The 15,664-nt window shown below is 72.2% G+C and carries 12 protein-coding genes, 4 pseudogenes and 1 riboswitch; of the genes and pseudogenes, 5 read left to right on the plus strand and 11 right to left on the minus strand.

The window, feature by feature from the left end:
- Nucleotides 1-17 precede the first annotated feature (17 nt).
- The gene (locus ACQEVS_RS26255; RefSeq protein ID WP_433024146.1) at nt 18-1,631 is read right to left on the minus strand and encodes an alpha/beta hydrolase; all 1,614 of its coding nucleotides are present in this window, start codon (nt 1,629-1,631) and stop codon (nt 18-20) included.
- A 135-nt stretch (nt 1,632-1,766) separates the two neighbouring features.
- Entirely contained in the window at nt 1,767-2,552 is a 786-nt protein-coding gene (locus tag ACQEVS_RS26260) for a TIGR04222 domain-containing membrane protein (protein ID WP_433024148.1), read from the minus strand.
- Between the two features lie 151 nt (nt 2,553-2,703).
- Here ACQEVS_RS26260 and ACQEVS_RS26265 point away from each other — a divergent pair, with 151 nt between their 5' ends.
- Complete coding sequence (locus tag ACQEVS_RS26265; protein ID WP_433024150.1) at nt 2,704-3,423, plus strand: nuclease-related domain-containing protein; 720 nt, start codon at nt 2,704-2,706, stop codon at nt 3,421-3,423.
- A 22-nt stretch (nt 3,424-3,445) separates the two neighbouring features.
- Here the strand turns inward: ACQEVS_RS26265 and ACQEVS_RS26270 are convergent, their stop codons facing one another.
- Together ACQEVS_RS26270 and ACQEVS_RS26275 are read right to left on the minus strand one after the other, a co-directional pair.
- Nucleotides 3,446-3,691: a BlaI/MecI/CopY family transcriptional regulator gene (locus ACQEVS_RS26270; protein ID WP_004950054.1), complete on the minus strand. Its 246-nt coding sequence runs from the start codon at nt 3,689-3,691 to the stop codon at nt 3,446-3,448.
- Between the two features lie 157 nt (nt 3,692-3,848).
- A pseudogene (locus ACQEVS_RS26275) lies at nt 3,849-4,828 on the minus strand (LysR family transcriptional regulator).
- 113 nt (nt 4,829-4,941) lie between these two features.
- Here ACQEVS_RS26275 and ACQEVS_RS26280 point away from each other — a divergent pair.
- The gene (locus ACQEVS_RS26280; RefSeq protein ID WP_433024153.1) at nt 4,942-5,307 is read left to right on the plus strand and encodes a darcynin family protein; all 366 of its coding nucleotides are present in this window, start codon (nt 4,942-4,944) and stop codon (nt 5,305-5,307) included.
- 125 nt (nt 5,308-5,432) lie between these two features.
- On the opposite strand, the gene ACQEVS_RS26285 is transcribed toward ACQEVS_RS26280, so the two are convergent.
- Nucleotides 5,433-7,085, minus strand: coding sequence for an NRAMP family divalent metal transporter (locus ACQEVS_RS26285; protein ID WP_433024155.1), 1,653 nt, complete (start codon nt 7,083-7,085; stop codon nt 5,433-5,435).
- Nucleotides 7,086-7,395: 310 nt separating this feature from the next.
- Nucleotides 7,396-7,569: riboswitch (M-box (ykoK) riboswitch) on the minus strand.
- A 106-nt stretch (nt 7,570-7,675) separates the two neighbouring features.
- Complete coding sequence (locus ACQEVS_RS26290) at nt 7,676-8,692, minus strand: hypothetical protein (protein ID WP_433024157.1); 1,017 nt, start codon at nt 8,690-8,692, stop codon at nt 7,676-7,678.
- Between the two features lie 542 nt (nt 8,693-9,234).
- On the opposite strand from ACQEVS_RS26290, the gene ACQEVS_RS26295 reads away from it, so the two are divergent.
- Nucleotides 9,235-10,359: a serine hydrolase domain-containing protein gene (locus ACQEVS_RS26295; RefSeq protein WP_433024159.1), complete on the plus strand. Its 1,125-nt coding sequence runs from the start codon at nt 9,235-9,237 to the stop codon at nt 10,357-10,359.
- A 493-nt stretch (nt 10,360-10,852) separates the two neighbouring features.
- Here the strand turns inward: ACQEVS_RS26295 and ACQEVS_RS26300 are convergent.
- A pseudogene (locus ACQEVS_RS26300) lies at nt 10,853-12,054 on the minus strand (IS110 family transposase).
- A 209-nt stretch (nt 12,055-12,263) separates the two neighbouring features.
- Here ACQEVS_RS26300 and ACQEVS_RS26305 point away from each other — a divergent pair.
- Nucleotides 12,264-12,941: an MMPL family transporter gene (locus tag ACQEVS_RS26305; RefSeq protein ID WP_433024161.1), complete on the plus strand. Its 678-nt coding sequence runs from the start codon at nt 12,264-12,266 to the stop codon at nt 12,939-12,941.
- Here ACQEVS_RS26305 and ACQEVS_RS26310 read toward each other — a convergent pair.
- Nucleotides 12,905-13,219, minus strand: a pseudogene (locus ACQEVS_RS26310) (cytochrome P450); the annotation flags it as partial. The gene ACQEVS_RS26305 and the pseudogene ACQEVS_RS26310 overlap by 37 nt on opposite strands.
- Between ACQEVS_RS26310 and ACQEVS_RS26315 the strand changes: the two are divergent.
- Nucleotides 13,202-13,567 (plus strand): annotated as a pseudogene (locus tag ACQEVS_RS26315) (NAD(P)-dependent oxidoreductase); the annotation flags it as partial. The pseudogenes ACQEVS_RS26310 and ACQEVS_RS26315 overlap by 18 nt on opposite strands.
- Before the next feature lie 289 nt (nt 13,568-13,856).
- Here the strand turns inward: ACQEVS_RS26315 and ACQEVS_RS26320 are convergent.
- The 3 genes from ACQEVS_RS26320 to ACQEVS_RS26330 form a co-directional block, all read right to left on the minus strand.
- Nucleotides 13,857-14,207, minus strand: a complete 351-nt coding sequence (locus ACQEVS_RS26320) for a helix-turn-helix domain-containing protein (protein ID WP_433024163.1) — start codon at nt 14,205-14,207, stop codon at nt 13,857-13,859.
- 672 nt (nt 14,208-14,879) lie between these two features.
- Nucleotides 14,880-15,212, minus strand: coding sequence for an SCO5918 family protein (locus tag ACQEVS_RS26325; protein WP_433024165.1), 333 nt, complete (start codon nt 15,210-15,212; stop codon nt 14,880-14,882).
- Nucleotides 15,213-15,258: 46 nt separating this feature from the next.
- Nucleotides 15,259-15,618 (minus strand): CBS domain-containing protein, encoded by a 360-nt coding sequence (locus ACQEVS_RS26330; protein WP_433024167.1) that lies wholly within the window; start codon nt 15,616-15,618, stop codon nt 15,259-15,261.
- Nucleotides 15,619-15,664 lie beyond the last annotated feature (46 nt).

Raw genomic sequence — 15,664 nt, forward strand, 5'->3', positions numbered from 1 at the left:
GTTCTCGTCGTCGCCTGTCAGGTGGCCCGCGGCTCCGGGCGGCCCGCGCACGTCACGTTCCGCGCCGGCACCTCGCCCGTGAGCAGGTACTTCTCGAAGTACCCGTTGACGCAGGCGTTCGGCCCGCCGCCGATCCCGTGCGTTCCCGCGTCCCGCTCGGTGACCAGGGCCGCCGAGCCGCGCAGCCGGTGAAGCAGCTCCAGCGCGCCCGCGTACGGGGTGGCCGCGTCCCGTTCGGCCGCCAGCAGCAGGACGGGCGGCAGCGCCTTGCGGGCCGTCCCGACCTCGAACGGCCGCTGCCGCGGCGCCTTCCAGTAGGCGCACGGCAGGTTCATGAACGCGTTGCTCCACGTCTCGAACGGCGCCCGCCGGGCGAGCTGTTCGTTGTCGCGGTTCCACCGTGACCAGTCGCGCGGCCAGGGCGCGTCGTTGCACTCGACGGCCGTGTAGACGGCGTTGCCGTTCTCGGCGGCCACGCCCCCGGAGGCACCGGGCCCGGCGAGCGCGACCAACTGCCCCTCGTCGCCGCGCAGATACGCGGCGAGCGCCCCCGCCGCCCGCGCCCAGGCGGTGTCGGTGTAGCCGGCCTTGAGGAAGAGGGCCTGGAGCTGCGCCGGCCCGACCTTCCCGCCCGCCGGCCGGCGGCGCAGCCGGTCGACGGCCTTGTGGTACGCGGCCAGCACCTCGTGTTCGGTGCGGCCCAGGTGGTACACGGCGTGGTGCCGGGCCGCCCAGCGGCGCCAGTCGTACCAGCGGCGCTCGAAGGCGGCGGACTGGTCGAGGTTGTTCCGGTACCAGATCTTGCGTGGGGACGGGTTGACGACGCTGTCGAAGACCATCCGCCGGACGTGCCCGGGGAAGAGGGTGGCGTAGACGGCGCCGAAGTACGTCCCGTACGACGCCCCGATGAAGTTGAGCCGCCGCTCGCCGAGGGCCGCGCGCAGGACGTCGAGGTCGCGCGCGTTGTTGCGGCTGGTGAAGTGTCTGAGGTCGGGGCCGGCCTTGCGGAGGCAGCCCCGCGCGTACGCCTTGGCCCTGGCGATCCGCTGCCGCTTGTACGCGGCGGTGGGGTGCTCGGGGGCGTCGCTCGGGCCGCGCTCGAAGTGGGCCGGGTCCACGCAGGACAGCGGCGCGGAGCGGCCGACGCCGCGCGGCGCGTAGCCGACGAAGTCGTACGCCTCGGCGAGCCTCTTCCACGCCGGGAGGCCGGCCAGCAGCGGGAAGATCATCCCGGAGCCGCCGGGGCCGCCCGGGTTGAAGACGAGTGCGCCCTGCCGGAGCGAGCGTTCGCCGGTGGCGTGGCCCCTGCTGACGGTGAGGCTGATGTGCTTGCCGTTGGGGCGGGCGTAGTCCACCGGGACGGAGAACGTGCCGCACTCCACGGGAGCGGGCAGGCCCTCGGCGGCCGGGCAGGCCCCGAACGCGATGCCCTTGGCCGCGGCCCGCTCGGCCGCGAGCGCCACGCCGTGGGCCTCGGCGGGGCTGTCGGCGACGGAGGGCGCTGCGGGGGCGGCTGGGGCTGCGGGGGAGCGGAGTGTTCCGGTGCCGTGGGCGGCCGGGGCGGTGGCGAGGGTGGTGAGGCCGGTGAGGAGGAGGGATCCGACGGTTCCGTAGAGGGCGACTGCGCGCACGGGCGTCCCTTCATATCTAATTGCGACAAAAGGGATATTCGATTCGCGGACCGGCGAAGTAAAGCACCGGGGGAGATGTCGGGGGAGTTGGGCCCGATGGGCTCCGGACGGACCCTGTGCGCGGCCCGCGGCGCGTCAGTAGCGGTGGGCCGCCAGCGTCTCGGCGAGGGCGGCGCGGAGCTCCGGGTCGCGGAGGGCGCGGCGGCCGTGGACGGCCAGGGAGGTGAGCAGGCCGACGTCCTCCTGCCCGGCGTCGCCGGCCGGGCGGGCCACCGGCGCCTGGTCGAGGAGCGCCCGGCCGGCGGTGGAGGCCCAGAGGGTGTCGGGGTTCACCTCGTACCGCGCGATGGCCAGGCAGCCGGCGGTCAGCACCAGCGGCACGGCCAGCCAGCCGGCGGTCCGCCCGAACGCGGCGCCGTCGGGCAGCGTCAGCAGCGTGGCCACCCCGGTGAGCAGCGACAGCACACAGGCCGCCCGGACCTGCCGGACGGCGCCCGCCACCTCCTGGCGGACCCGCGCGGGCACCGCGAGACCGGCGGCCGTGAGCCGTTCGGCGAGCGCGTGCACCGCGTCGGCCGTGCCGTGCGCGGCGCGTATCCGGGGGACGGGGGACTGCCCGTCGGGCCCCATCGCGGTGATCACCGACCGCTCGACCTCGTCCCGGCCCACCGGGTCGACGACGGTCGCCCACCCGGTGTGGGCCAGCAGCAGCCGCCGCTGCCGGGCCATCGCCACCAGCGTGAGGTCGGTGACCCGATGCGGGCCGCCGTTCAGGAACGCCGTCTCGTACAGCGTCAGGGCGTCGAATCCGGCGGCGGCCGGGCCGGGCGCGGGGCCCGCCGCCGCCATCGCGGCCTGGCACAGACGGGCGCAGGCGGCGACGGCGACCACACACGTCACGATCAGCAGAACGACCCACATACGGGTGTTCTACTCGACCGCCCGCCTCTCGCGCACCTCCATGCCCGGAATACGGGCTTTGGCGGCGGGGTGCGAAGGTTCCGCTTCCGACCCGGCGAGCGGCGTACGGGTCCGGCGCCGCCGTCCTGCGGCAAGATGGCGGGTGGGGGTGATGGGCGTGCGCGAGCGGCCGGGAACGGGAGCCGGAGCGGGTCATGGGGCGAAGGGCGGGGCGGTCGGCCGGAGGTACGACCCGGACCGGTTGTTCCTGCCGCCCGACGACGACCTGGCGCCCAACCGCCCCGGCGAGACCCTCCGCGCCCGCCTCGACGCGTCCCGCGCCGGCCGCTGCACCCTCCTGCTGGCCCGGCTGCTCGGCCGCCGGCCCGTGGAGGACCGCTGGCGCCGGGCCCTGGCCGCCGAACAGCAGGTCGGAGCGGCCCTGGACGGGCTGACCGCGGGCGGCTGGGAGGTACTGCACTCCGTCGTCCTGCCCGGCGACGCCGTCATCCCGCACCTGCTCATCGGCCCCGGCGGCGTCTTCGCCGTCCTCGTCGAACCGACCCGGCGCACCCCGGCGCGGACGGACGACGCCGTGATCCGCCTCCCCCGCGAACGCCACCCCCGCCCCACCGTCCGCCACGCCCGCCAGACCGCGGCCCGCGCCTCCCTCGTCCTCACCCGCGGCTGCGGCTTCCCGGTCCCGGTCGGCCCGGTCGTCGTCCTGACCGGCGCCACGGAGGTGCACGACGAGTCCGAGCGCGGGGACGTCCGGGTGCTGATGATGCGTCAGGTGGCGGGGCTCGGGGTGCTCGGGGGCGTCCTCCACCCGGACCGGGTGGACCGGGTGCACACGGTGGCGCGCAACAGGCGGCTGTGGTCGGGGTGTTGAGGGGCCGCCGACGGCGGTGCGGTCAGACCGCCGCGTACGCGTACGCGCGGCCCCGGGGTGTCCGGGTGAGCACGCGCTTGCCGTGCAGGCGGCGGAGGATGATCACGACGGTGCAGTAGGTGAGCGCGCCCGGCAGTTCCCGCTGGACCTCGCGTGGGGTGAGTGGGGTGCCGGCCCTGCGCAGGGCCGCGAGGACCTCGCACTCCAGCGCGCCGCTCGCGCGGCGGCGGCCGCGGCGTACCGCGGTGGCAGGTGTGCCCGCTCCCATGTCCTCGGTTCCTCCGCTGTACGACGTGCATGACGTGATCACGTGATGCAGGGGTCCGGTCACGGACCCGACAGACGAGTGTAAGGGGCCGCCCGGGAATGCGGCGGAACGGAGGGGGAGCGCCCGGGCGGCGCGGTCGCCGCGCCGGCGGGTCGCGTCACCGGTGTCCGCCGCCCTCCGGAGGGCCCTCCGCCCGGGCCCCGCCCCCGGTCAGCGTCCGGCGGACGGCCTGGCGGAGCCAGCGGTGGGCCCCGTCGGCGGCGTGGCGCGGGTGCCAGGCCATGCCCATGGTCACGGGCGGCAGCTGCAGGGGGATGTCGAGGAGGCGGAGGCCGAGGGCGGTGGCGGTCCGGGTGAGGGGCGAGGGAGCGGCGCCGGGGAGGGCGGCGGGGACGAGGCAGACGACGTCGCTGTGGGCGACGAGGTGCATCGCGGCCAGGTGGCTGGGGAGGACGGCGGTGACGCGCCGGCGGAGGTCCCGCTCGGCGAGGGCGGCGTCGAGGGGCCCGGTGAACCGGCCGCGGCGGCTGACCGTGACGTGTTCCGCGGCGGCGAGCCGGGCCGGGGTGAGCGGCTCCCCGGCGAGCGGGTGGCCGGGCCGGACGGCGGCGGCCATTCGTAGGGTGACCAGTTCCTCGACGCGGGTCTCGGGGTCGACGTGGTCGATCACACCGACCTCCAGGTCGATCCGGCCGTCGCGGAGGGCCGGTCCGGCCTCCAGTTCCTCGGCCCGCAGCCGCAGTGAGACCCCGGTGCCTCCTCCCGGGCCAGTCCCAGCAGCCCGGGGGCGAGCGCCGCGCCGACCAGGTCGGCGGCCTGGAGGGTGAAGGTGCCGCGCAGGGAGGCCGGGTCGACCTCCGTGCCGGGACCGAGCAGCGCTCCGAGGCGGCGTACGACGTCGGCGGCCTCGTCCCGCAGTTCCTGGGCCCGCGGGGTCGGCACCATGCCCTGTCCTGCCCGGACGAGGAGGGGGTCCTGGAGGACCCGGCGGAGGCGGGCCAGCGTACGGCTCATGGCGGCGGGCGAGGTGTGCAGGCGGGCGGCGGCGCGGGTGACGCTCCGCTCGGCCAGCAGGGCGTTCAGGGCGACGGCGAGCTGGGCGTCGATCACCGGTTCAGGGCTGTTCACCAGGGTCATTCCGTTCCGGGCAATGATTCGTTGCCGAAGTTCCCATTGTGGCAACAGGGTGCCACTTCCCAGGATGAGAGGCGTACCGATCCGGCAATGCCCATCCGACAAAAGGAATCACCGTGTCCACTCAGGCAACCGAAGCCCCCGTCACCGCCTTCATGCTCGTCAAGACCACGCGCGCATGGCTCGACAAGACCCCCGAGGAGCGGATGCACGCCCTCACCACCGAGATCGTCCCCGTGATCGAGGCCAGGACCACCGGCGTCCGGTCCCGCTTCTTCGACACGGAGTTCTACTCGACGCGCGTCACCGACGTCTGGCTCTGGGAGGCCCGCGACCACCAGGCGTACCAGCTCCTGATCGACGCGCTGCGGGAAACGCCGTTCTGGGACCACTACTTCGAGGTCGTCGACCTCCTCGTCGGCACCGAGAACGGCTACGCCCGCACGTACGGCTTCGACACCGTGGCCACCATCAGCACCTGACACGCGGGCCGGTGCCCCCTGAACCCCAAGGGGGCAGGGGCACCGGCCGGGTGGCGCGGCGGGCGACGCCGAGCGGGGTGGCCGCGGACAGCGGCCGCCCGAGGGCGCCCGGTTGCCGGGGACGCTCAGTTGCCGAGGGCGAGCTGCGCGATGCGGACGACGACCAGAACCACCGCGGCGACCAGGTAGACGCGCAGGGCGGTGAGGCCGACCTTGCGGCCGGTCGAGATGAGGGGCCGGGGCAGCTCGTGCAGCGGCGGCATCCGCCAGCTCTCCTTGCCCGCGCGGTCGACGGGCCCGGCAGGGGCCCAGCCCTTGCGGCGGCGGCGCGTCTCCGCGTAGCCGAGGGCGAGGATGCCGGCGACGCCGCAGACTCCCATGATGTCGAGGATCGCGGTGGAGCCGATGTCCGGGAAGAGGACGGCCGCGGTCAGGATGACGGACAGGGTGACGAGGACGGCGACGACGAGGGAGGTGAACACGTTCATCGCGCGCCCGTTGACCCAGGGCCCGAGGACGGCCTTGTCGTTGCAGAGCAGCAGCAGGAACACCGAGGCGGAGGGCAGCAGGACGCCGGCGAGGGTCTGTACGCCTTCGGTCAGCAGGCCCAGCGGTGAGCCCGGGATGACCACGATGACCGCGGCGGTGAGGATGAGCCCGGCGAAGACGGCGTAGAAGCCCTTGGCGCCCCTGATGCCGCGGTGCAGGGAGTGCTTGAGGCCCATGACGTCGCCGATGGCGTAGGCGGTGGAGAGGGAGACGGCGGAGGCGCCGATGATCGACGCGTCGAGCAGCGCGATGGCGAACAGCACGCCGGCGGTCTTCCCCGCGTACCTCTCCAGACCGGCCGCCACGTCACCGGCGTCGGTGAAGTGGCCGAACTCGCCGTGCCCGCCGAACGCGGCGGCGCAGAAGCCCATCATGGCGGCGGCGCCGATGACGACGATCCCGATGCCCAGCCACAGGTCGGCCTTCTCGTACCGCATGAAGCGCGGCGTGATGCGCTTGTCGATCACGTACGACTGCTGGAAGAACAGCTGCCACGGCGCCACCGTCGTACCGACGATCGCGATGATCAGCAGCATGACGTCCGACATCCGGGCGTGCTGCGGCATGCCGGGGACGACGAGGTCGTGCGCCATCCGCCCGGTGGCGGGGTGCACGATGAAGTAGACGGGGATGAGCAGCAGCGAGCCGGCGCACAGGAGGATCGCGGTGCGCTCGAAGCGGCGGAACGAGCCGGTCGACGCGGCGGCCACCACGATCACGGCGGCCAGCAGCACGCTCGGCACCTTCGGCAGACCGAGGTAGCCGACGGCCAGGGTGATGCCGATGAACTCCGTGACGATCGTGAGGGCGTTGAGCAGGAACAGGTCGATGACGGAGAACGCGCCCCAGAACTTGCCGAACCGCTCCAGGATCAGCCGCGCGTGCCCCACCCCGGTGACGGCGCCGAGCCGCAGCACCATCTCCTGGTTCACGTACAGCACGGGTATGAGCAGGACCAGGGTCCACAGCAGGCTGGTGCCGTAGTCCTGCCCCGCCTGGGTGTAGGTGCCGAAGGCGCCGGCGTCGTTGTCGCCGACCATCACGATCAGGCCGGGGCCGACGATCGCGAGCAGCGTCTTGAGCTTGGCGGACAGGCCCCGGCGCGGAGCCGTGTCGTCCAGCTTGATGGTGCCCAGGGCGCCGCGGATGTCGCCGACGTGGGCGTCGTCGAGCACGGCGGCGGTGCGGGGCGCGGGTACGGTCGGAGCGGTGGTGGTGACGTCGGTCATGACAGCCTCCCGGGTTCCCCCGTCGGGGGAGGTCTGGGCACGCGACAGCGATCCTCCCTGCGAGCGGGCAGCACGAGGACCCGGGGCGGCGGGGTGCCGCGACGGGAGCAGGCCGCGTCGGCTGTTGCGCGGGTGAGCGCGCAGGGAAGGTCGTTACCGTGTGCCGGAGGTCAACGAGGACATACGGATGAGGGGCCTACTGTGGCCCGGACTGTGACTGTTGCCGTCCATGTCTCTCGCCTCCTCCCGGCCGGGGCGCACGCGGGCGCCATAACGGACACGGCAAGGAGCCAGCCGGCCCGGCAGGACCGGCTCACCCCAACTCGTCAGAGCTTTGGCACTCCACGGCGTAATCCCCTGGTACGGGCAGCCACTTGGGATCACCCCTTAGGCCGGGGAGATCTGTCCTGACCCTGGGCGTCTCTCGACGTCGTGGGGTCAGTGGCCTGTGTCCGTGAAGACGCCTCACCGAACGAGGTGCCTCAAACGTTGTCGAACGTCCAGCAGCATAGCGCGACACTTGCGTCCATACGCAAGTGTTTGACCCAACCTTGACGGTGGGGTGCGGGGCGGGGTCCGCGGGGGCGGCGTCAGGGCAGAGCGAGGGGGCGCGACGCCGGGGTGATCGACAATAGGCCGTCCTCCAGGCGCAGGGCGAGCGGCACGGGCTCCGCGGTCGGTGCCGGACGGAGATCGTCGGGGAGGTAGTCCATGGTCGCCAGCCGCTGCGCGTAGTGGAGGAAGCGGTGACAGCCCACCGTGTCCAGCGCGGAGCCACGGGCGGCGGCCACCACTTCCGGCAGCCGGAACCCGCCCGGGCCGTCCGCCTGGATGATCTCGGCACTGTTCACATGCCGGTGACGGATCCGGCCGGGGAAGAACCGTGCGGCGAAGTGCCGGTAGAGCACGTATTCCGAGGCGCCCGTCCACTTGTCAGGGGCGGCGGTGGCCAGAAACGCCTGCCACAGGGGCACGCGGTGAGCGTGCCGGGCACGCCGCGCGAGGTCGGCCAGGACGAGGCGGTCGAACATCATGTGGTGCTGCATACCGCTGTAGGCGTCGACCGGACTCCAGCCGGGGACGAGCCGGGCAGCGGCCTCCACGGCCGAGTGACGCGCGGGAAGCCGGTGTTCGAGGGTGCCCGGACGCCAGGAGAGCGGATACCCGTAGGGCAGCAGGGAGCGCCCCCGTACGTCGGTGAACGCCACGTCGTGCAGGAAAGCGAAATCGGCGCCGACGACCAGGACGCGATCCGGTACGTGCGCCGGCAGGGTGTCGAAGCACAGCAGCTTCACCACCTGCTGGAAGTACCACGACGCGTTCGACGCGTCCCGCCCCAGAGCGTGCAAGAAGGCGCCGATGTCCCGGGCGCCGGGCGAGCAGCCGCGCTCGTCCCTCCAGACGACCGGCGCGCCGGGCACGCGGAACGGCGGGTCCGGTGCGCGCTCGGCCACCACCAGGACCAGGGCGACCGGGTTCCGGCAGTGGGTGAGCACGCCCTCGACACAGAGGCCCAGCCCGGGCAGGTCTTTCTCCGCGGCGAGGATCAGGACGCCGATCGGCGGAAGGCCGCCCCCTCCCGCCCCCTCGCATGACGCGGCCGTCATCGGTGCCGAAGGAACACGGAAACCTCCAGGCGAAGGTCTTGTGCGATCCCGGCGGCTACCGGGATTCCCCTGGCGGGCACCAGGGCAGCACAGCCGGGCGTGTCTGACCAGAGCCGCGTTCGGCACTTCACCCCAAAGAGCCGCCTGGGGTGCCGGTTTGGATCGCTTCGAGCCCGCCCACCGCTCGCTTTGCTTCGCGTCCTCGGAAGCGCGCGACGCCGTCAGCGTGGCTGTGCGGCGCGCGAAGACAGAGGACGGCAGGGCGGCCGTCGGCTCCCGCACGTTCCGAGCGAACACATCCGGCCACCGGCGCACCCGGCCACGGACGGACCCGTCCCTGGACACACCCGGCATTCGGGGAGAAGAACCGGACCCGCCCGCTCACGGGAAGCCAAGCCCGCCCCCGCTTTCGGCGCTCACCCTTCTCACCGCTGCCCTCTCGTTGTCCGGCCCGTCAGTTGACCGAGGCGGCCCTCACCCGCAGACGCCCGACGCACCAGGATGTCGGTGGTACGCGCTCACTCATGAGTCAGGGGAAAGAGATGACGAGAAACCGAGGCAAGTGGAGACTGACGGCCCTGCTCGGCACGGTCGCCGCGGCCACGCTGATACTGCCGTCCTCGGCACACGCCACGGCGGCGAGCGATCACGCCGCCACTCGGGCGGCACTCAACGCCTTCCAGGCCATCGGCGGGCCGGGTGCCGGACTGTACGCCGGCGACCGGACCGGCTCGTGGAGCCTCAGCGCGGGCACCGGCACCAACGGCGCCAACAAGCCCGTCCAGCCCGGCGACCACTTCCGCGTAGGCAGCCAGACCAAGACCTTCACGGCCGTCGCGGTGCTGCGACTGGTGGACGAGGGCAAGGTCGACCTCGATACGGCGATCGAGCGGTACCTGCCCGGCGTCGTCGACGGCAACGGTTACGACGGCAACGCCATCACCGTCCGCCACCTCCTCCAGCACACCAGCGGCATCCCGACCAACACCCCCAACCCACAGGCGGAACCTGACGGCACCTACACCCTGGCCGCGCTGGTACGCGACGGGCTCAGCCACGCCCCGGCCTTCCCGCCGGGCACCTCCTTCCAGTACAGCAACACCAACTACGAGATCCTCGGCATGCTCATCGAGAAGGTCACCGGCATGCCGGTGGGTGACGTGATCACGAGCCGCGTCATCCAACCGCTCGGCCTGACCGAGACCCGCTACCCCAAGCCGGGTGACCGCTCCCTCGCCGAGCCCGCGGTCCACGGGTACCGGGGAGTTCGGGTCGGCCCGTTCTTCCACTGGACGGACGTCACCGCGTCCCTGGAGCCGTCCCTCTTCCACAGCGCGGGGGCGATGACCTCCACCGAAAGCGACTTGGCCGCGTTCTACCAGGCGCTCGTCGACGGCAAGCTGCTCTCTCAGGCGAGCCTGGAGGCGATGGAGACGCCGGGCGCCCACGCCCCGTACGGCCTGGGGCTGGACCGGCTGCCATTGCCCTGCGGCGGGGTGGCGTTCGGGCACATGGGAGGCGTGCCGGGCTACCTGTCGTTCTCCGCGGCGACCTCCGACGGCCGGCGTGTGTCGCTGATGACCAATTCCGAAGTCTCGCTCAACAGCGAGGCGGCGATCGGCAAAATGACCGCCGCGGCGTCCTCCGCCCTCTGCGAGAACCGCTGACCCGGGCTCCTGTCCGCCCCGGCCGGGGCCAACGGCCCCGGCTGACCGGCTGACCGACTGACGTCCGCCCTGACCCGGTTCGGCCTGTACGGAGACCGGTTGCTCCCGCGATCCTCGCCGGTCGCCCGCGCATCCCGGGAACTGCGCGACGCCTTTCCGGCGACGGCTTCGGGCGGGCCGGCGATCGTCCTGCCCGGTCTGAACGCCGCACGGTCCGCCCGGGCCCTCGACGCGTACGCGCGTCGGCTCTCCCACGTCCCCGGCGTACGGCGGCTGGACACCGCGACCGGCATCTACCGTCAGGGGCGGCGCTCGGCGCTCCCGGCGGCCACGGCCGGCTCCTTCACCGCCGAAGCGGCAACGTGGCTGTCCGTCGTGCGGTCCTCGCCCGACCCTCTCACCCCGGAGGGCAGCCGGCTGGCCGAGAGGCTCCGCCGCGTCCCCGCACCGGTACCGGCGCTGGTCGGCGGGGGGGGTGCCCCTATGGGTTTCGTCAACCTGTGGGGGCGGGTTTGGGGTCGTAGAAGGTGCCGTCGCGGAGCATGGCGAAGAGGACGTCGGCTCGTCGTCGGGCGAGGCAGAGGAGGGCTTGGGTGTGGTGTTTTCCCTGGGCGATCTTTTTGTCGTAGTAGGCCCGGGAGACCGGGTCGGCCAGGGCGGCGAATGCGGAGAGGAAGAAAGCTCGTTTGAGCTGTTTGTTTCCTCTCCGGGAGGGTTGTTCGCCGCGGATCGAGGAGCCCGAGCTGCGGGTTGCCGGGGCGAGGCCCGCGTAGGCGGCGAGGTGGGCGGCGGAGGGGAAGCTGCTGGCGTCGCCGACGTCGATGAGGATCCGTGCTCCGGTCCTGACGCCGATCCCCGGCATGGACGTCAGGACCTTGGAAAGAGGGTGGGCCTCCAGCAGTTCCTCGATCCTTGATGCGAGGAGTTTTCGCTGGTCAAGCACTGCTTGGAGCGAGCCGGCGAGGCTAGGGACGATCAGTGCGGCCGCCTCCGTGCCGGGAACGATGACGGTCTGCTCGTCCAGGGCGGTGAAGATGTCCTCGACCAGCCGCTCGGCCATCCTCGGTGCCTTCGGGCGGATCAGGTTCACCAGCCGGCGCCGTCCGGCCTTGCGGATCAGGGCCGGGGAACCGAACTGGTCCAGGAGCTTGAGCACGGCCGGGTGCTGCACTCGTGGCCCAGCACCCGTTCCAGCGAGGGGTGGATCTGGGTCAGCAGGCCGCGGAGCCTGTTGCTGATGCGGGTGGCTTCGCCGGCCAGGTCGTCGTCGAAGCCCGCGATCATCTCCAGCTCGGCCACCGTCTCGTCGGCGGGCTCGATCGCCCGCAGGGTGTGCGGCATCGAACGGGCCGCGTCGGCGATGACGAACGCGTCGCGGGCGTCGGTCTTGGCCTCGCCCGGGTAGAGGTCGGCGATCCGCCGCATCGTCAGGCCCGGCAGATAGGCGACTTCGCAGCCCGTGTCGCGGGCCACCGCGAGTGGCAGGGCCCCGATCGAGGCAGGCTGATCGACCACGACCAGCACCGTTGCGTGCTTGGTCTTGAGCTTGGCGAAGACCTCGCGGAGCTTGGGTTCGCTGTTGGGCAGGCGCTTGTCGAAGGCTTTCTTCCCGGCCGGGGTGACGGCGGTGGCGTGGTGTTCGCCCTTGCCGACGTCCAGGCCGAGGAAGGCGCCGATCCCGCTGATGTCGATCACGTGCGTCCTCCGGTCGTCCTCGCCCGGCCGTCCCACGGCACCGATCGCCACATCCACATTACGAAGAGCCTCCCGACCTGTGGAAAGGCCGGTGGTCATGCCCCTAATCAGCGGTCTGTCGATGCCTCCGAAGCCGGTGACATCACCCCCCAGGCCATGCGTTCGACAGGGGGAGAAAGTCATGCCAACTCCGGAGGCCGGGCGCCCCATTGCGGGGCCACCAAGAAGGTAATGGGGGGGCTCAACTCGCGGACGTCCGGCACGCCTTGGCCGGCCGGCTGCCGCTCGCGGTCGCGTTCACCATCTGCTCCACGTTCGCGCTGCTGCTGCTCTTCACCCGCAGCGTGCTGATCCCGGTCAAGGCACTGTTGCTCAACGCCCTGGGACTGGCCGCCACCTTCGGCGTACTGGTCGCGTTCTTCCAGGAGGGATGGCTGGGCGGCGGGCCCACGGGGGTCACCGACGTGATCGCGCCCCTGATGTTCTCGGTGGCGTTCGGCCTGTCGATGGATTACGAGGTCTTCCTGCTGTCGCGGATCGTCGAGGAACACCGCCGGGGGAGCCCGACCCCGGTGGCCGTGGCCATCGGCCTGCAGCACAGCGGCCGGCTGTTCACCTCGGCGGCGGTCGTCTTTGCGACGGCCATGGCATCGCTCGCGCTCTCGGAGCTGCTCCGGCTCCAGGTGGTGGGCACCGGCCTGGCGGTCGCCGTCCTGCTGGACTGCACGCTCGTCCGCGCGCTGCTGGTGCCCGCCGTCATGCACCTCGCGGGCCGGGCGAACTGGTGGCTGCCCCGGCGGCGGAGAGCGAGCGCGGACGACGGTCCGGGTGCGGCGTGCGGCATACGGCGTCAACGCAAGAGCACCGGCAACGACTTGACGCCGTAGACGATCGAAAGCTTTCGGAACGCGATGTCCCCGTGATCGATCGCCAACCGCATGGAGGGAAAGCGCCGCACCAGGGCGGGATACGCCGCACGCAACTCCATGCGCGCCAGCTCGGCGCCGACGCACCGGTGGATGCCGTGGCCGAAGGCCAGATGAGGAGAGGGGCGGCCGGCCGGATCGAACCCGCGCGCGCCGGGGACGAGCGAGGGGTCGCGGTTGGCTGTGCTGAGCGAGCACAGCACAAGGTCCCCCCTGCGCATCTGGAAGGCAGCGACTTCGTCTCCGTCCACCTCGCCCTGGGCGACCGCACCCGCGGCCTGGTCGGTGCCGCCGAGCTGGCCCGGATGCGTCCGACCGCCTATCTGGTCAACACCTCACGGGCCGCCATCGTCGACCAGGACGCCCTGCTGTCCGCCCTGCACGCCGGGACCATCGCCGGCGCGGGGGTCGATGTCTTCGACACCGAACCGCTGCCCGCGGACCACCCCATGCGCACCGCGCCCCGCCTGCTGGCCACGCCGCACCTGGGCTACGTCACCCGGGCCAACTACGAGAGGTACTACGGCGAGGCCGTCGAGGACATCCAAGCCTTCCTGGCGGGCTCGCCCGTCCGCCTCCTCGGCTGAACCCCCTTGTCACCGACGAGCTTGTCACCGATGAGTCGTCCCGCACTCGCACGCACCGGGCCGCCCCTCCCACCGCCCACCCGTTCCCACCGGAGGACTCTGTGAGCACACCCCGTCGCATGATGAACCTCGGTGCCTTCCTGCCGGCGCCCGGACACCACGTGGCCGCCTGGCGGCACCCCAACGCCCGCCCCGACGAGGGCCTGGACTTCGCCTACTACCGCTCCCTGGTCCAGACCGCCGAGCGCGGCAAGTTCGACATGATCTTCCTCTCCGACGCTGCACGCCATCAGCCGGAACCGGGGTCGGATCCGCCGGATGCCTCCTTCGAGGCGCGGCGGTACTCGGCGTTTATGCGCTGGGCTTCCTCGAGCTGGTCCTCGAGGATGACGATGCGGCAAGCGGCCTCGATCGGGGTGCCCCGGTCGACGAGTTCGCGGGCGCGGGCGGCGACCCTCAGTTGGTAACGGGAGTACCGGCGGTGTCCGCCCTCCGAGCGCAACGGAGTGATCAGACGAGCTTCGCCGATCGCCCGGAGGAAGGCAGGGGTCGTGCCGAGCATCTCGGCGGCCCGGCCCATGGTGTACGCGGGATAGTCATCATCGTCCAGGCGGTCGCTGAGCGGTGTGTCTGCTGTCATGTCACCTCGTTGTGCAACGCGTCGAGGGGCCCTGGTGCCGTACGGCACCAGGGCCCCGAAGGAAATTCAACACCATCCGTCGGCCCTAATGCTCTGCCGACCTACTGTTTCCGCTACCCGGTCCCGTGAGGGGAGGGGTGCGGGGATCGCGGCTGCGTGACCGGGGACCACCATCCAATCGGGGGTCTTGCGGTACCCGGACCGAGGGCTTCCCGGGCCGGGCGATCCTGATGGCGTCTGCTCCTCCGTCCTTCTTCCGAACCGAACACTGGTGAAACGGGTACTGCGGTACTGCTTCGGTGATGCCGGTGGCGGCCCCTGGACCTGCGGGCCGCCCAGTGCGGTTCCCAGCCCCGTCGCCGTCCTGCGAACACCTTGGCTTCGGAGCTCCGGAGCCGCACCGACCTGCGAACTTCGGATGTCGCTACCCGCCAGTTCATGTCTGCCGGGTCTCACTTGACCGTGTCGATGTGAAAAAGAGTAACCACGCCGGGAGGCAATGTCTACTCCGACAAACACAGATTTTGGCGTTCGAGCGACGCAGGCATCGGTGGCCTGCGACAACGGCATCGCGGCCCCGAGCCGCCGGGGCCGCGAGAAAAGCGTGAGGGCCCTGCCGACACGTGTCGGCAGGGCCCTCACAGAGCTCTGGTGGCGGTCGACCGCCCGTCCTCACACCCCCGGGGAGGCGACGCCTCCGAGCAGCGCCGACGCGGCCTGGAGCGCCGACGCGGCCTGGAGCGCGGCGGGGACCTCCGGCGGCGCGGCCGCGGGGCGATCGTGGCAGGTGAAACCGAGGCAGGCCATGGCCCGGACCACTTCGCCGCTGGTGAAGTCGCGGCGGTCCTGCCGGGTGATGACCTGGCCCACTTGCTTGACCGGGTAGCGGCGGCGGCCGATGGTCACGGACGCGTCCGTGACGAGCTCGGGCGCGACGCCCTTCATCGAGGCCACCACCCCGCTCTTGGTCAGCTCGAACGGGTACCGGGCGATGACACAGCGCATGATGCCTCACAGCGAAGAGGACGGGCCGACTGGCGAGGTGGAGGGGTCAGCGGGCGAGGGCGAGGACGTCCGGGGCACGGCCGTGCCCGCCGACGGCCCCGGTCCGGGCGCCGGGCGGGACGAACGGTCCGGCGAGGACGTCCCGCAGGCGGAGCCGGTCCGTGTAGGTGAGGCTGCCGCGGAGAACGGCGAGCCGGGCCAGGGTGATCAGGCCGGTGCTCTGGTCGTCCCCGTCGCAGAGGACGAGGTGATCGACACCGGCGCCGGCCATGAGGGCCAGAGCCACCTCGACCGTCATGTCGTCACGGACCCTCGGTCCGGACGCGTTCCTGTCATCGGCCATGGCCACGGCCATGGCTTCGGGGGAGGGATCCACTCCGTGCTGCTGCGTTCGCGACGGTGTCATACGCGCCTCCTGGCGGACAGCGGAAAAGGGGGCAGTCGTGAGCACG

The organism is Streptomyces sp. CA-181903 (assembly GCF_050937075.1).
Taxonomy (GTDB): domain Bacteria; phylum Actinomycetota; class Actinomycetes; order Streptomycetales; family Streptomycetaceae; genus Streptomyces.

Excerpts from the sequence above, each read along its gene's own strand:
- ACQEVS_RS26295 (WP_433024159.1), top strand. The coding sequence starts at position 9,235 with ATGACGAGAAACCGAGGCAAGTGGAGACTGACGGCCCTGCTCGGCACG.
- ACQEVS_RS26330 (WP_433024167.1), bottom strand. The coding sequence starts at position 15,618 with ATGACACCGTCGCGAACGCAGCAGCACGGAGTGGATCCCTCCCCCGAA.
- ACQEVS_RS26320 (WP_433024163.1), bottom strand. The coding sequence starts at position 14,207 with ATGACAGCAGACACACCGCTCAGCGACCGCCTGGACGATGATGACTAT.
- ACQEVS_RS26260 (WP_433024148.1), bottom strand. The coding sequence starts at position 2,552 with ATGTGGGTCGTTCTGCTGATCGTGACGTGTGTGGTCGCCGTCGCCGCC.
- ACQEVS_RS26325 (WP_433024165.1), bottom strand. The coding sequence starts at position 15,212 with ATGCGCTGTGTCATCGCCCGGTACCCGTTCGAGCTGACCAAGAGCGGG.
- ACQEVS_RS26265 (WP_433024150.1), top strand. The coding sequence starts at position 2,704 with ATGGGCGTGCGCGAGCGGCCGGGAACGGGAGCCGGAGCGGGTCATGGG.
- ACQEVS_RS26290 (WP_433024157.1), bottom strand. The coding sequence starts at position 8,692 with ATGACGGCCGCGTCATGCGAGGGGGCGGGAGGGGGCGGCCTTCCGCCG.
- ACQEVS_RS26285 (WP_433024155.1), bottom strand. The coding sequence starts at position 7,085 with ATGACCGACGTCACCACCACCGCTCCGACCGTACCCGCGCCCCGCACC.
- ACQEVS_RS26270 (WP_004950054.1), bottom strand. The coding sequence starts at position 3,691 with ATGGGAGCGGGCACACCTGCCACCGCGGTACGCCGCGGCCGCCGCCGC.